The sequence below is a fragment of the Sphingomonas pokkalii genome, assembly GCF_003096275.1.
In the GTDB taxonomy this organism is placed as follows: Bacteria; Pseudomonadota; Alphaproteobacteria; order Sphingomonadales; family Sphingomonadaceae; genus Sphingomonas; species Sphingomonas pokkalii.
In genome coordinates this window covers 3,955,184-3,968,757 of the sequence record NZ_QENQ01000001.1, presented here as the reverse complement: position 1 = coordinate 3,968,757, position 13,574 = coordinate 3,955,184, and the positions used below count along the sequence as shown (strand labels likewise).

At 64.9% G+C, this 13,574-nt stretch carries 15 protein-coding genes; 4 read left to right on the top strand and 11 right to left on the bottom strand.

From position 1 onward, the window contains the following. Positions 1-38: 38 nt before the first annotated feature. The 7 genes from mltG to fabD form a co-directional block, all read right to left on the bottom strand. Positions 39-1,055: an endolytic transglycosylase MltG gene (gene mltG, locus DD559_RS18315; protein WP_116470435.1), complete on the bottom strand. Its 1,017-nt coding sequence runs from the start codon at positions 1,053-1,055 to the stop codon at positions 39-41. 4 nt (positions 1,056-1,059) lie between these two features. Next, positions 1,060-2,319, bottom strand: a complete 1,260-nt coding sequence (gene fabF, locus DD559_RS18310) for a beta-ketoacyl-ACP synthase II (protein ID WP_116470434.1) — start codon at positions 2,317-2,319, stop codon at positions 1,060-1,062. 136 nt (positions 2,320-2,455) lie between these two features. Continuing rightward, complete coding sequence (locus DD559_RS18305; RefSeq protein ID WP_010543822.1) at positions 2,456-2,704, bottom strand: acyl carrier protein; 249 nt, start codon at positions 2,702-2,704, stop codon at positions 2,456-2,458. 100 nt (positions 2,705-2,804) lie between these two features. Beyond that, positions 2,805-3,233, bottom strand: coding sequence for a hypothetical protein (locus tag DD559_RS18300; protein WP_240610330.1), 429 nt, complete (start codon positions 3,231-3,233; stop codon positions 2,805-2,807). Positions 3,234-3,372: 139 nt separating this feature from the next. Then, entirely contained in the window at positions 3,373-4,113 is a 741-nt protein-coding gene (gene fabG, locus DD559_RS18295; protein WP_116471024.1) for a 3-oxoacyl-[acyl-carrier-protein] reductase, read from the bottom strand. Between the two features lie 14 nt (positions 4,114-4,127). Beyond that, the gene (locus tag DD559_RS18290) at positions 4,128-4,556 is read right to left on the bottom strand and encodes a GxxExxY protein (protein ID WP_116470432.1); all 429 of its coding nucleotides are present in this window, start codon (positions 4,554-4,556) and stop codon (positions 4,128-4,130) included. A gap of 53 nt (positions 4,557-4,609) precedes the next feature. Further along, complete coding sequence (fabD, locus tag DD559_RS18285; protein ID WP_116470431.1) at positions 4,610-5,545, bottom strand: ACP S-malonyltransferase; 936 nt, start codon at positions 5,543-5,545, stop codon at positions 4,610-4,612. Positions 5,546-5,779: 234 nt separating this feature from the next. On the opposite strand from fabD, the gene rpsF reads away from it, so the two are divergent. The 4 genes from rpsF (at position 5,780) to DD559_RS18265 (ending at position 9,086) form a co-directional block, all read left to right on the top strand. Next, positions 5,780-6,154, top strand: coding sequence for a 30S ribosomal protein S6 (gene rpsF / locus DD559_RS18280; protein WP_010543817.1), 375 nt, complete (start codon positions 5,780-5,782; stop codon positions 6,152-6,154). Positions 6,155-6,167: 13 nt separating this feature from the next. Then, positions 6,168-6,392, top strand: a complete 225-nt coding sequence (rpsR, locus tag DD559_RS18275; RefSeq protein WP_010543816.1) for a 30S ribosomal protein S18 — start codon at positions 6,168-6,170, stop codon at positions 6,390-6,392. An 11-nt stretch (positions 6,393-6,403) separates the two neighbouring features. Then, positions 6,404-6,994, top strand: a complete 591-nt coding sequence (gene rplI, locus DD559_RS18270) for a 50S ribosomal protein L9 (protein ID WP_116470430.1) — start codon at positions 6,404-6,406, stop codon at positions 6,992-6,994. Positions 6,995-7,187: 193 nt separating this feature from the next. Further along, the gene (locus DD559_RS18265; RefSeq protein WP_116470429.1) at positions 7,188-9,086 is read left to right on the top strand and encodes a potassium transporter Kup; all 1,899 of its coding nucleotides are present in this window, start codon (positions 7,188-7,190) and stop codon (positions 9,084-9,086) included. Positions 9,087-9,143: 57 nt separating this feature from the next. Here the strand turns inward: DD559_RS18265 and DD559_RS18260 are convergent, their stop codons facing one another. The 4 genes from DD559_RS18260 to DD559_RS18245 all read right to left on the bottom strand — a co-directional run bounded on the left by DD559_RS18260 (position 9,144) and on the right by DD559_RS18245 (position 13,479). After that, positions 9,144-10,655 carry a SulP family inorganic anion transporter gene (locus DD559_RS18260; RefSeq protein ID WP_116470428.1) on the bottom strand — a complete coding sequence of 504 codons (1,512 nt, stop codon included), beginning with the start codon at positions 10,653-10,655 and terminating at the stop codon, positions 9,144-9,146. After that, positions 10,652-11,344, bottom strand: coding sequence for a carbonic anhydrase (locus tag DD559_RS18255; protein WP_116471023.1), 693 nt, complete (start codon positions 11,342-11,344; stop codon positions 10,652-10,654). Before DD559_RS18255 ends, DD559_RS18260 begins: the two co-directional genes overlap by 4 nt. A gap of 102 nt (positions 11,345-11,446) precedes the next feature. Then, complete coding sequence (locus DD559_RS18250; RefSeq protein WP_165831147.1) at positions 11,447-12,772, bottom strand: ATP-binding protein; 1,326 nt, start codon at positions 12,770-12,772, stop codon at positions 11,447-11,449. After that, a complete protein-coding gene (locus tag DD559_RS18245) occupies positions 12,769-13,479 on the bottom strand; it encodes a response regulator (RefSeq protein ID WP_116471021.1) in 711 nt (236 codons plus the stop codon). The genes DD559_RS18250 and DD559_RS18245 overlap by 4 nt, the downstream gene beginning before the upstream one ends. Between the last annotated feature and the right edge of the window lie 95 nt (positions 13,480-13,574).

The following is a 13,574-nucleotide window of genomic DNA, read 5'->3' as shown; positions in this document are numbered from 1 at the left end:
CATGCCCGCGCGATCGAGACAAGCGGGCGAAGATGACGTTACATTTCGCCGCGCGCGCGACGGATGGCGTACCACTTCGCCACATTCGCCTGGTGCTGTTCATAGGTCTCGGCGAAGACATGCCCACCCGTGCCGTCGGCGACGAAATACAGCGCCCTGGACCGGGCCGGGTGCAGCACCGCGTCGATCGACGCGCGCCCCGGATTGGCGATCGGTCCCTCGGGCAGACCGCGCATCGCATAGGTGTTGTAGCCATTCTTGGCGCGCAGTTCCGATTGCAAGATGCGGCGGCCGAGCGGCTTGCCCTTGGTCACCGGATAGATGATCGTCGGATCGGCTTGGAGCGGCATCCCCGCCCTCAACCGGTTGGCATAAACGGCGGCGACCGTCGTCCGCTCGGCCTGTTTGCCGGTTTCCTTCTCAACGATCGAGGCGAGAATAACGGCTTCCCTCGGCGTGGTAACTGCCAGCCACTTGTCGCGTCCGGCCCAGGCCTTGGCGAGATAGGCAGTCATTGCCTCCTGCATCCGCGCAAGCACGGCAGCGCGCGGTTCATCGCGCACATAGGCATAGCTGTCAGGCAGCACCGAGCCTTCTTCAGGCGTCTTGACGGTGCCGGTAAGCGCTGGCGCCTTGGCAAGCGCCTCAGCAACGAGGATCGACGGCATACCCTCGGGCACCGTCACCAGCCGCTGCAGCGTCTTGCCGTTCTGCAGCATCTCCAGGATTCGCTGTGCGCTCGTCCGCGGTTCGATGCGATATTCACCGGCGCGGATCGTGCCGCTGCCGCCGAGCACCTTCGCAAAGGCGAGGAAGAGCGAGCGCGAATGAATCGCCCCCGCCTTCTCCAACTCGTGCGCTGCGCGGGAGAGCGTCGCACCCTCGGGCACGACAACACTCAGTTCCCGCGTCGCAGGGCCGGGGCCCGCCCAGAGGAACCAGCCGCCCGCGAAGGCCGCGACCAGCAGCAGCGCGGCGACGAGGAGGACGCGCGGCCCACGACTTCGACGTGCGGGCGCACGCTTGGCCGAACGGGGTCGCGCGTCCTTCGCCATCGGCTCAGAGCGCCTTCATCACCAGGCTGGCATTGGTGCCGCCGAAGCCGAACGAGTTGTTCAGCACGGCCTTCACCTTCCGCTCCTTGGCGACATGCGGCACCAGGTCGACGCCCGCGCAATTCTCGCTCGGGTTGTCGAGGTTGAGCGTCGGCGGCACGATCTGGTCGCGCAGCGCCAGGATGCAGAAGATGCTCTCCACCGCGCCGGCGCCGCCCAGCAGGTGGCCGATCGCCGACTTGGTCGAGCTCATCGACAGGCTGCCGAGCGCATCGCCGAACAGGCGCCGCACCGCGCCGAGCTCCAGCTCGTCGCCCATCGGGGTCGAGGTGCCGTGCGCGTTGATATAGTCGATGTCGCCCAGCGCGAGGCCGGACTTGCGCACCGCCATCTGCATCGAACGGAACGCGCCCGAGCCTTCGGGGTGCGGCGCGGTGACGTGATAGGCGTCGCCCGACAGGCCATAGCCGACCACTTCGGCATAGATCTTGGCGCCGCGGCGCTTGGCGTGCTCATATTCCTCGAGCACCACCACGCCCGCGCCCTCGCCCATCACGAAGCCGTCACGGCCCTGGTCCCAGGGGCGGCTCGCCTTGGTCGGATCGTCGCGGAAGCCGGTGGAAAGCGCGCGCGCCTGGCCGAAGCCCGCGATGCCGATCGGGCAGACGGTGCTTTCTGCGCCGCCGGCGAGCATGATGTCGGCGTCGTCCATCGCGATCATCCGCGCGGCGTCGCCGATCGAGTGCGCGCCGGTCGAGCAGGCGGTGACCACCGCATGGTTCGGACCCATCAGCCCGTACTTGATCGAGACCTGGCCCGAAATGAGGTTGATCAGGCGGCCATGGACGAAGTGCGGCGAAACGCGCTTCGGGCCCTTTTCATGGAGCACGAGCGATTCGCTCTCGATACCCGGCAGGCCGCCAATGCCCGAACCGATCGAGCAGCCGGCGCGGAAACGCATTTCCTCGGGCATGTCGGTCAAGCCGGCATCTTCGATCGCCTGGCCAGCCGCATCGATGCCGAAGACGATGAAGGGATCGACCTGGCGCTGGATCTTGTGGTCGACGCGCTTGCCCGCATCGAAACCATATTCATGATCGGCTGGCTTCACTTCGCAGGCATAGTTGCTCTGGAAATCCGTCGCGTCGAACTTGGTGATCGTGCCCGCGCCGGACTTGCTGGCGAGGATGTTTTTCCAGGCGGTTTCGACATCGGCCCCCAGCGGGGTAACGAGGCCCAGGCCGGTCACGACTACGCGGCGCATGGCAGTTCTCCAGTCAATTTCAGTTCGGTTCGTTCGTAATACAAAACGGCTCCCCGTCCGCATCGCCAGAGGCACGGGACGGGAAGCCGCCTAGTCGCAATTCCGGCCCATCCGGGCTGGTATCGCCGTTCGAGCGTCAGCCCTGCTGATGCTCGGAAATGTAGGCAACGGCGTCGCCGACGGTGCTGATCTTCTCCGCGGCGTCGTCCGGGATCTCGACCCCGAATTCTTCCTCGAAGGCCATCACCAGCTCGACGATGTCAAGGCTGTCCGCGCCGAGGTCGTCGGTGAAGCTCGCGGTCGGCACCACGTCCTTGGCGTCGACGCCCAGATGGTCGACAACGAGCGCCTGCACGCGGGTGGTGATCTCTTCCTGGTTGGCCATGGTCCCTGTTTTCCTTTGTGATGGGGCTCTGAATGCGTTTTCCCGCACCTAGAATGCCGCCGTGGCGGTTGCAAGAGGAAGCCGCAAGGCCCCCGCCCCGCTATCGGGAAAAGTCCGCGACAGCATATTCCAGCGTGTTGAGAAACGCAAAATATTGCGCAAGCAGTTCCGCATTGGCGCGGGTCTGTTGTGCTTCATCGGTAACGGCGGCGCGGATCAGGTCCTGCGTTGCCTTTGGCATCAATGGTTTGCGGCGCACCTCGTCGGGCAATGCGGCGAACTGCCGGTCGAGCGCGGCCGGATCGAATCCCTTCGCCTGCACCACGCGCCTGGCTACTGGCAGCCCGACTTCAGCGAGCGCATAGACACCCGACGCCGTCGCCGCCGCACCGCTCCAGCCGCGCTCGTTGGCGCAGGCCGTCGTCGCATCGTTCAGCCCGCGCGTGACCGCCGGAGAGTATTTCGGCCGCTGGCCGGGCATGGCAAGATTGCGCTCAACATCGGCGCCGAGTTGCGCCTTCACCGCCACATCGAGCTTCTGCCCGACACAGCCGATCGACGCAGGGTCCGCCGGAGCCGCAAGGGCCGGGGTGGCGAACGCAAGTACAAATGCAGTGGCAAGCACCAGACGCATATTCTTCCTACTCCATGCCCCCCGGCCTCTCGGCTCAGAGCATCGCCATCCCGCCGTTCACATGCAAGGTCTGCCCCGTCACATAGGACGCTTCCTTGCTGGCGAGATAGACGACCGCCGCGCCGATATCCTCGCCCTCGCCCAGCTTTCCGGCAGGAATGCGGCCAAGCAGCGCCTCTTTCTGCGCATCCGGCAGAACGTCCGTCATCGCCGACCGGATGAAGCCCGGCGCCACGCAGTTGACGGTGATGTTGCGGCTGGCGAGTTCCTGCGCCAGCGCCTTGGACATGCCGACCAGGCCGGCCTTGGACGCGGCATAGTTGGCCTGGCCCGGATTGCCGGTGGCACCGACGACCGAGGTGATCGAGATCATGCGGCCGAAGCGCGCCTTCATCATCGGCTTGGCCGCCGCGCGCATCAGGCGGAACGCGGCTTCCAGATTGACCTGGATCACCTGCTCCCACTCCTCGTCCTTCATCCGCATCGCCAGGTTGTCGCGGGTGACGCCGGCATTGTTGACGAGAATGTCGAGCTTGCCGCCCAGCGCTTCCACCGCCTGCGGCACCAGCGCGTCGACCGCGGCGCGATCGGAGAGGTTGCAGGCGAGCGCGACATGCTCGCCGCCCAGGCCGGTACGGAACGCCTCCAGCTTCTCGGCATTCGAGCCGGACACCGCCAGCTTGGCGCCCTGTTCCGCCAGTGCCTTGGCGATGGCCGAACCGATACCGCCGGAAGCGCCGGTGACGAGCGCGGTCATGCCTGTGAGATCGAACATGTTCATCCTATCAATCAAGAAGAAGAAAGTGATTGGTTCACGCGGAGGCGCGAAGTCGCGGAGGGATGATGGTCATTCACCACACGTTTCAGCCCCTCTTTCAGGGTCTCGCCTCCAAAATTCAACAGCAGCCCTACGGGCTGCCTCATCAAGCGGAGATAGGTCAGAAGCTGCTTGCTGTGGACGGGAATCAAACGCTCGACCGATTTGATCTCGACGATCAATCGGCCTTCCACGAGCAGATCGATGCGAAAGGCGCTTTCGAACAATATGTCCTCGAACTCGATGTCCACGGAGCGCTGACGGTCGACCACATATCCCATCCTTGCCAGCTTGCTGGCAAGAATCGCCTCATACACACTCTCCAGAAGACCGGGGCCCAACTCCCGATGCACGCGGATTGCCACGTCGATCACATCGCCACTGATCTGGTCGATATCCATCAAGAACCAACCCTCCGCGTCTCCGCGCCTCCGCGTGAACCGCCCTTGTCTTCTTAAAGCACCTTAATCAGCGCCTCGATATCGTCCATGCTCACCACGCTGGTCACGGTCGCGTCGGGGCTGATACGCTTGACCATGCCGCCGAGCACCTTGCCGCCCAGCTCGACAAATTCGTGCACGCCGCCCTCGAACATGGCCGACACCGATTCGCGCCAGCGCACCATGCCCGTCACCTGCTCGACGAGCAGGGTGCGGATGGTCGCGGGATCGGAAACGGGCGCTGCCGTCACATTGGCATAGACCGGCACCAGCGGCGCCTGGATCGCCACCTCGGCCAGCGCCTTCTCCATCGCGTCCGCCGCCGGCTGCATCAGCGGGCAATGGAACGGCGCCGAAACCGGCAGCAGCAACGCGCGCTTGGCGCCATGGTCCTTGGCGATCGCCACCGCGCGCTCGATCGCGGCGCGGGCGCCGGAGATCACCACCTGGGTCGGATCATTGTCGTTGGCGACGGTGCACACCTCGCCCTCGGCAGCCGCATCGGCGATCGCCTGCGCCTTGACCAGATCGGCGCCGAGCAGCGCGGCCATCGCGCCCTCGCCCACCGGCACCGCCGACTGCATCGCATCGCCGCGCTTGCGCAGCAGCTTCGCCGTGGTGGGAAGGTCCAGCGCACCCGCGGCGCACAGCGCGGTATATTCGCCGAGCGAGTGGCCCGCGACGAAATCGGCCTTGTCGGCCAGACGGATGCCGCCTTCCTTTTCCAGCACGCGCAGCACCGCGATGGCGTTGGCCATGATCGCCGGCTGGGCGTTGGCGGTCAGCGTCAGATCGCTCTCCGGCCCCTCGCTCATCAGCTTGAACAGATGCTGGCCCAGGGCCTCGTCGACTTCCTGGAACACTTCGCGCGCGGCGGGGCTCGCCTCGGCCAGCGCCTTGCCCATGCCGACCGCCTGGCTGCCCTGGCCCGGAAAAATGAATGCGCGCATGATGGCTCCCTTTCGCGAACGCTTCTATAATGGCGCCGCGCGTTAGTGCCGAACGCGTTATGGATGCAAGCCCGACGCGCCGAACGGGCTTGCCTTTACCCCTGACCTGCGTGTAAGGGCACCCGATCGGAGCGGAGCAGCGATGCGGCCGCTCCGTTTGCTTTATCGAGACGACAGCCGGAGGGGCGACCGCATGGGGCGGCGTCAGCGATCGGCCAACATGGAAGAGAACGAATGGCTCTGTACGAGCATGTGTTCCTTGCGCGCCAGGATCTGGCACAGGCGCAAGTGGACGCGCTGGCGGAAACCGCCACCAAGATCGTCGAAGACAATAACGGCAAGGTCGTGAAGACCGAGACCTGGGGTCTTCGCAGCCTGGCCTATCGCATCGCGAAGAACCGCAAGGCGCATTATGTGATGCTCGAAATCGACGCGCCGGCAGGCGTGGTCGCCGAGCTGGAGCGCCAGACGCAGATCAACGAAGACGTGATCCGCTACATGACCGTCAAGGTTGACGGCCACGAGCAGGGCCCGTCGGTGATGATGCGCAAGGGTGACCGCGAGCGTCGTGGTCGTCGCGAGCGCGACGGCGGTTTCGACGGCGAATAAGGAGCGATAGACCATGGCACGACCGTTTTTCCGCCGCCGCAAGAGCTGCCCCTTCTCCGCGAAGGATGCGCCCCGGATCGATTACAAGGACGTCCGCCTGCTGCAGGGCTTCGTCTCCGAACGCGGCAAGATCGTCCCCTCGCGCATCACCTCGGTGAGCGCGAAGAAGCAGCGCGAGCTGGCCCAGGCCATCAAGCGCGCCCGTCACCTGGGCCTGCTGCCCTACATCGTTAAGTAAGGAGCGGATCCATGGAAGTCATTCTGCTGGAGCGCGTTGAGAAGCTCGGCCACATCGGCGACGTGGTGAAGGTGAAGGATGGGTTCGCCCGTAACTTCCTGCTGCCGCGCAAGAAGGCGCTCCGCGCCAACGAAGCCAACCGCAAGGTCTTCGAAGCCAATCGCGAGCGCATCGAAGCCGAGAACGCAGCCCGTCGCGTCGACGCCGAGAAGGAAGCCAAGACGCTCGAGGGCGTTTCGGTCACCCTGATCCGCCAGGCATCGAACACCGGCCAGCTGTACGGCTCGGTCGCAGTGCGCGATCTTGTCGACGTGCTGGTCGCCGATGGCCACAAGGTCAACAAGTCGCAGGTCGTTCTCGACCGCCCGATCAAGGCGATCGGCCTCTATGAGGTCAAGGTTGCCCTTCACCCGGAAGTTCCGGTGACGATCAAGGTCAACGTCGCCCGTTCGCCGGAAGAAGCCGAAATGCAGGCGCAGGGCGTCGACGTGATGGCGGCGATGTTCGAGCGCGAAGAAGCCGGCTTCACCGAGGAATATGATCCCAACGCCGAGCCGGGCGAAATCGCGACCGATGCCCCCGCGGAAGACGCGCAGGGCTGAGTCGAGCGACTCCGATCAAGGCAAGGGCCGTACCAAGCAATTGGTGCGGCCCTTTCCTTTTGGGGCGCCACGCCCTGAACCGACCCGGAACACCGTCTGCACCGCTCGTAAAGATTCCATAAAATTCGTGGAAGCGCCCGTGCACCATGCATAAAGCGCCGCACCCGAATCGATCGGGTCACGGAGACCTGCAGTGGAGCAGCAAAGCAGCGCCGGCGAATCGCCCGCGCATGCGCACCAGGAAACGCCGAGCGCACTTGCGGTCGGCGCCATTGGCGTCGTTTTCGGCGATATCGGTACCTCGCCGCTATATTCGCTTAAAGAGAGTTTCATCGGCCACCATCCGCTGACGGTGGATTCGGCGCATATCTACGGCGTCCTTTCGTTGATCTTCTGGACGATGACGATGATCGTCACCGTCAAATATGTCGCGTTGATCCTGCGGGCCGACAACAAGGGCGAAGGCGGCAGCCTCGCATTGCTCGCCCTGATCACCCGCAAGATGGGCCAGACGCGCTGGGGCATCGCCATCACGATGATCGGCGTGATCGCCACTGCGCTTTTCTACGGCGACGCGATCATCACCCCCGCCATCTCCGTGCTCTCTGCGGTGGAAGGCATCACGACGGTGCAGCAGGGCCTTACGCCGCTGGTGCTGCCGATAACCATCGCCATCCTGGTTGGGTTGTTCGCCATCCAGGCACGCGGCACCGCGAGCGTAGGCAAACTGTTTGGTCCCGTCATGCTCGTCTATTTCCTGGTGCTTGCCATTCTCGGCATCCGCGGAATCGCCGCAGCGCCGGAAATCCTTTGGGCGCTCAACCCCTGGTACGCGGTGCAATTCTTCACGCTCGATCCGGCGCTGGCGTTCCTCGCGCTCGGATCGGTCGTACTAGCCGTGACCGGCGCTGAAGCGCTTTACGCCGATATGGGCCATTTTGGGCGGCGGGCGATCATGGTGTCGTGGCTGTACGTCGCCTTCCCGTGCCTGTTGCTCAACTATCTGGGCCAGTCGGCGCTGATCCTGCGCAACCCGGCGATGATCGAGAACCCCTTCTTCCTGATGGCACCGGATTGGGCACGCCTGCCCCTTGTCATCCTCGCCACCATGGCGACGGTGATCGCCAGCCAGGCCGTGATCTCGGGTGCCTTCTCCGTGTCGCAGCAAGCTGTGCAACTTGGCTTCCTGCCGCGGCTCCGCATCCTCCACACGAGCGCCAAGGCCGCGGGCCAGGTCTATGTGCCCCTGGTCAACTGGGGACTGCTGGTACTTGTCGTGCTGCTCGCGCTCGGCTTCCGCAGTTCGAGCAACCTTGCGTCTGCCTATGGCATCGCCGTCACCGGCACCATGTTCATCACCGCCTGTATGCTCGGCGTTCTCACCTTCGCGGTGTGGAAATGGCATCCGCTGCTGGCCGGCCTCGTCACCGGCACGTTCCTGCTGATCGACGGCGCCTATTTCGCCTCGAACATCACCAAGATCCCCGATGGCGGCTGGTTCCCGCTGCTCGTCGCGGCGGTCGCCTTCGTGCTGCTGACCACCTGGTCGCGCGGCCGGCGCCTGGTACTGGCGCGGCTGCAGGAAGGTGCGATGCCGATCGCGTTGTTCATCCGCTCCGCTGCCCAGAGCGCGACGCGGGTGAAAGGAACCGCCGTGTTCCTTACGTCCACGCCAGACAGCATTCCCCCGGCGCTGCTCCACAATCTGAAGCACAACAAGGTGCTGCACGAACGCATCGTGCTGCTGACCGTGGCGATCGAACAAGTGCCCCATGTGCGTGGCCCCGAATGCACCAGCATGGAAGCGCTCGGCGACGGCTTCTTCCGCGTGATGCTGCACTATGGCTTCATGGACGAGGTCGATGTGCCGGCGGCGCTTGCCGCGATCGAGGCGTGCGGCGCGCCGTTCAAGCCGATGGAGACGAGCTACTTCCTCGCAAGGCAGACGCTGCTGCCCTCCTCGCGCCCCGGCATGGCGATCTGGCGCGAGAAGCTGTTCGCCTGGATGGTGCGCAACGCAGAAAGTGCGATGGAATTCTTCAAGCTGCCCACCAACCGGGTGGTCGAGCTGGGGAGCCAACTGGAGATTTGACAAAAAGAGGGCGGCTCCCGCAGGGAACCGCCCTCAGTTCTTCGGGGTGTGCTTCGTTCAGCGCGCCAACGCAGCCATCTTGCCGGTGGCGCCTTCCAGCTCCACCGAAGAACCGCCGGCGCGGCGACGCTGGAGCCAATCCTTGAGAAGTTCCGCGCAGCTGTGATCGACCGCCTGCAGCTGGCTCACATCCAGCCGCACTGGCGCACCACCCGGAACCGCTTCGAGCCGATCGGAAAGCTTCGGAAGCGTCACGAAGGTCGCCGATCCATGCAGCGCGATCGTGTGTGCACCCGCCAATTCGCTTTGATCCACCTTCAGCCCCAGGCGGCGAAGGTTCGGAATCAATTCGAGCAGCGAAAGTGCGATACCGACCAGCACGCCCGTCAGCAGGTCCTCGGTCACCACCAGCAGGCAGGTCACCGCCCAGATCGCCGCCGGCAGCAGGCCATAATGCGAGAACAGGTGGCGGACATGCTTGAGGTTCACGAGCTTGGCACCGGTAACGACCAGCACCGCGCCCAGCGACGCCATCGGAATTTCCCGCAGCAGCCACGGCAGCAGCGCCACAAAACCGAGGATCCAAGCACCGTGCAGCACCGCCGACCAGCGGGTCTGCGCGCCGGCCTGGACGTTGGCCGAGCTACGGACGATCACGCCCGTCATCGGCAGCGCCCCGGCAAAGCCGCACAGCAGGTTGCCGATGCCCTGCGCGCGCAGTTCCTTGTTGTAATTGGTACGAACGCCGTCGTGCATCCGGTCCACCGCGGCGGCGGAAAGCAGCGTTTCCGCACTGGCGATGAAGGCCAGCGCGACGGCAGCAGTGATAACCGTCGGATCCAGCCAGCGGGCGAAGAAGCCGCCTTCGGGCAGCGCGATCGCGGAAACGATATTGGAGGGCACGCTGACGCGGGTCACATCCAGGCCGAGGCTGAACGCCACAAGAGTCGCCGCAACGACCCCCACCAGCGCGCCAGGGATCAGCTTCACGGCGGCCGGCTTGAACTTGTCCCAGCCGATCATCGACGCGATCGTAAGAAGGCCCAGCGCCAACGCCAATTCCGCAGAGGCGAGGTTCGACGAAAGACCGAGCAGACGGCCCGGCATCGCCGCAAGATTCGCGAGCCCGCTAGACAGCGGCTTGGCATCGAACAGCACATGATACTGTCCGACGACGATTAGCACGCCGATACCAGCGAGCATCCCGTGCACCACGGCGGGGGAAATGGCACGGAACCATCCACCGACCCGGAGAACGCCCGCCACTACCTGGATCAGCCCGGCGAGGATCAGGATCGGGCCGAGCGCGGATAGCCCCTGCTCGCGCACCAGCTCGAAGACGATGACGGCAAGGCCCGCCGCCGGGCCGCTGACCTGCAGCGGCGAACCAGCAAGAAGGCCGACGACCAGGCCGCCGATGATGCCGGTGACCAGGCCCTTTTCCGGCGGCACACCGGAGGCGATAGCGATGCCCATGCAGAGCGGCATCGCCACCAGGAAGACGACAATCGATGCCGTGAAATCTCGGATGAAGCCTTTGGGCTTCTCCGCAGCGGGAACGGACGTCATTCCGCAGCCTCCGCAAGCGCGACATCGCTCGCAAGCCGCTGGAAGGCAGGCAGCGCCACCGGCATGCGATCGTCGCGGATCGGCACGAAGCGGCCCGTCTCGCCATCGAGTCCAAGCACCATGCCGGCCGCGATGTCGACGAACCAGCCGTGCAGCGCGATCTCACCGCGGGCGATGCCCGCAGCAACCGAGGGGTGCGTGCGCAGATGCGCAAGCTGCACGACGACATTTTCCATCGCCGCGGTGCGGACGGCATCGGCGTTGCCGAGATTGCTGTAGCCGCCGTCCACCACGCACTTGGCGGCATGGCTATGGCGCAGCCAGGCGGCAACATTCGGCATGCCTTCCAGCATCTCCGGCTTCATCAGCGCCTTCATCGCGCCGCAGTCGGAATGACCACAGACGATGATGTCGCGAACGCCCAGCGCCGCAACGGCATATTCCACCGTCGAGGATACGCCGCCATTCTGGGTGGCGAAGGGCGGTACGATGTTGCCCGCATTGCGGCAAACGAACAGGTCTCCCGGCTGTGCCTGGATGATATGTTCGGGCACCACCCGCGAGTCGGCGCATGAGATCATCAGCGCCTTGGGGCTCTGCCCGTTGGCTGCAAGGTTCGAATAGAGTGCGCTCTGGTTCGGGAAGACCTGCTTCTCGAAATCGACGACGCGTCCGATCACTTCGTTCACGGCTAGCTCCTGCGGCCCGGCCCGCGGCGCGGGCACTTGTTCAGGATGCCAAGATAAGCACGCGCAGTTGCTGCACTGCGGCGCTTTCGTAAGGAAAGATTGCTAACCGCGGCGCTCGTCGTGGGGCAGGAATATCTCGGCGCAAAGGCCGCCGCCGTCCCGGTTGACCAAGCGGAATCGGCCCCCTTCGGCCTCGGTGGCCCGCGCGACGATGGAAAGGCCCAGGCCGAATCCAACGGTATCCCGCGAACGCGCCGTATCCAGTCGCACGAACGGTTGCGTCACCCGCTCCAGATCCTCGACCGGAATACCGGGCCCTTTGTCCTCGACCCGCAGCGCGACCCCATCCCGGCCTGGCACCAGCCGGATGCAGGCCTGCCCCGCATAATGGACCGCATTATCCACCAGGTTGTTTAGAGCTCGCTTCATCATCAGCGGGCGGATGACATATTCGAAATGGCTCGGGCCGTCATACTCGACGGTGCGGCCGCGATCGTCATTGTCGTCGGCGATCGTAGCGCACAGCACAGCGAGGTCGACCCGCGCCGGCTTCTCCTCATCGCCCTCGCCTCCCAAAAAGGCCAGCAGCGAGGCGATCATCGCCTCCATCTCGCCGATATCGGCGTCGATCGCGGCATGCACGTCCGGATCCGCCACCCCGTCGACCCGGAGGCGCAACCGTGCAAGCGGCGTACGCATGTCGTGACCGACTGCAGCGAGGGCCTGAGTTCGATCGGCAATCAGGCGCTGGATTCGCGCCTGCATCCGGTTGAAGGCATTAATCACGCGACGCAGCTCGCGCGGGCCCTCTTCGGGCACTTCATGGATTCCGGTCGTGCCCACCTTGTCAGCGGCTTCCGCAAGCCGCCGCATCGGCTGCAGCATCCGCCGGACCAGCACGCCGCTAATCAGGATCAGCGCCAGCGCGGGCGCGAGCGCCAGCAGGATACGTGCCGATCCCAGATCGGCCTGATGCACCTGCTCGCGCGTTCGGAAATACAGCCAACTGCCATCGGGCAACATGAGCGCACCGACGATCAACGCGTGACGCCCTTGGGACGTCAGCCGTAGCCGCAGGTCCGCCGCCGCAAGACTGGGCTCCCACAGCAGGACCTGTTCATAGATCCGATCGAGCTCGGGCTGCGTCCGGAGCGCCGGCGGCAGGCTGGGCATCCACTGGATCTCGTACCGCGACGTCGTCAATTCCGCCGCAAGTTGCTGCCTGCGATCCGTGGGCTGTTCAACGAGCAGCTTGCGGGCGATAACCAGATGCTCGGCCAACCGCCGCGCCTCGTCGTCCCGCACCGAAAACTGACTCGCGCGTTCGTACAGCAGCGTCGAAACGCCGAATTCGACCAGGATTGTGAGCAGAAGGACCGCGAAGATGCGGCCGACAATGCCCGAAGGCCGCCTGAGCGACACTCTCAAGCGCGGGTAACGGGCACGTTGAGGGTATAGCCCACACCGCGCACCGTGGCGATCGGTGCGGCATGACCGGCATCGGAAAGCTTGCGGCGCAATCGGCTAACCAGCACATCGATGCTACGATCCGAGCTGTCGCCCAGCCGCGTTCGAGAAAGCTCGATCAGACGTTCGCGCGAAATGACGCGACCGGCATGATCGCACAGCGTGACGAGCAAATCGAACTCGGCGCCGGTGAGATCGACAACCGCGCCGGTGGGCGACATCAGCTCCCGCCGCGGCAGGTTCACGGTCCAGCCCTCGAACTGGATCAGCCCCGCGGGGCGTTCGCTGGGGTCACGCTCGCTGCCGCCCCGGCGAAGGACTGCGCGTACGCGCGCGACCAGCTCGCGCGTCCCGAACGGCTTGGGCAAATAATCGTCGGCGCCCAGCTCAAGACCGACAACGCGATCGGTTTCGCTGCCCTTCGCGGAAATGAAGATAATCGGTACCGAACTCTTCTGTCGGATTGCCCGGCACAGATCGATCCCACTCGTACCCGGCAGCATCACGTCGAGCAGCACCAGATCGATCGGACCGTTCTCCAACGCGAGCCACATCTCCGGGGCGGAGGATGCGGGGCGAACCGTATATCCATGTTCCTGCAGCGCGCGCGCGGTCAGCGTCCGCAACTGGGGATCATCCTCGACCAACACGATGGTCGGCAGCGTCAGCGGGGGTTCACTGGCAAACATCGCCGCGAAACTAGGTAGCCGATCCGCGCGGGTCAACGCGCGCGCAAGATTTTGCACGCTGCCGGCAGACGCCC

Coding starts and splice junctions, on each gene's coding strand:
- mltG (WP_116470435.1), bottom strand. CDS start 1,055: ATGGCGAAGGACGCGCGACCCCGTTCGGCCAAGCGTGCGCCCGCACGT.
- fabF (WP_116470434.1), bottom strand. CDS start 2,319: ATGCGCCGCGTAGTCGTGACCGGCCTGGGCCTCGTTACCCCGCTGGGG.
- DD559_RS18305 (WP_010543822.1), bottom strand. CDS start 2,704: ATGGCCAACCAGGAAGAGATCACCACCCGCGTGCAGGCGCTCGTTGTC.
- fabG (WP_116471024.1), bottom strand. CDS start 4,113: ATGTTCGATCTCACAGGCATGACCGCGCTCGTCACCGGCGCTTCCGGC.
- DD559_RS18290 (WP_116470432.1), bottom strand. CDS start 4,556: ATGGATATCGACCAGATCAGTGGCGATGTGATCGACGTGGCAATCCGC.
- fabD (WP_116470431.1), bottom strand. CDS start 5,545: ATGCGCGCATTCATTTTTCCGGGCCAGGGCAGCCAGGCGGTCGGCATG.
- rpsF (WP_010543817.1), top strand. CDS start 5,780: ATGGCTCTGTACGAGCATGTGTTCCTTGCGCGCCAGGATCTGGCACAG.
- rpsR (WP_010543816.1), top strand. CDS start 6,168: ATGGCACGACCGTTTTTCCGCCGCCGCAAGAGCTGCCCCTTCTCCGCG.
- rplI (WP_116470430.1), top strand. CDS start 6,404: ATGGAAGTCATTCTGCTGGAGCGCGTTGAGAAGCTCGGCCACATCGGC.
- DD559_RS18260 (WP_116470428.1), bottom strand. CDS start 10,655: ATGACGTCCGTTCCCGCTGCGGAGAAGCCCAAAGGCTTCATCCGAGAT.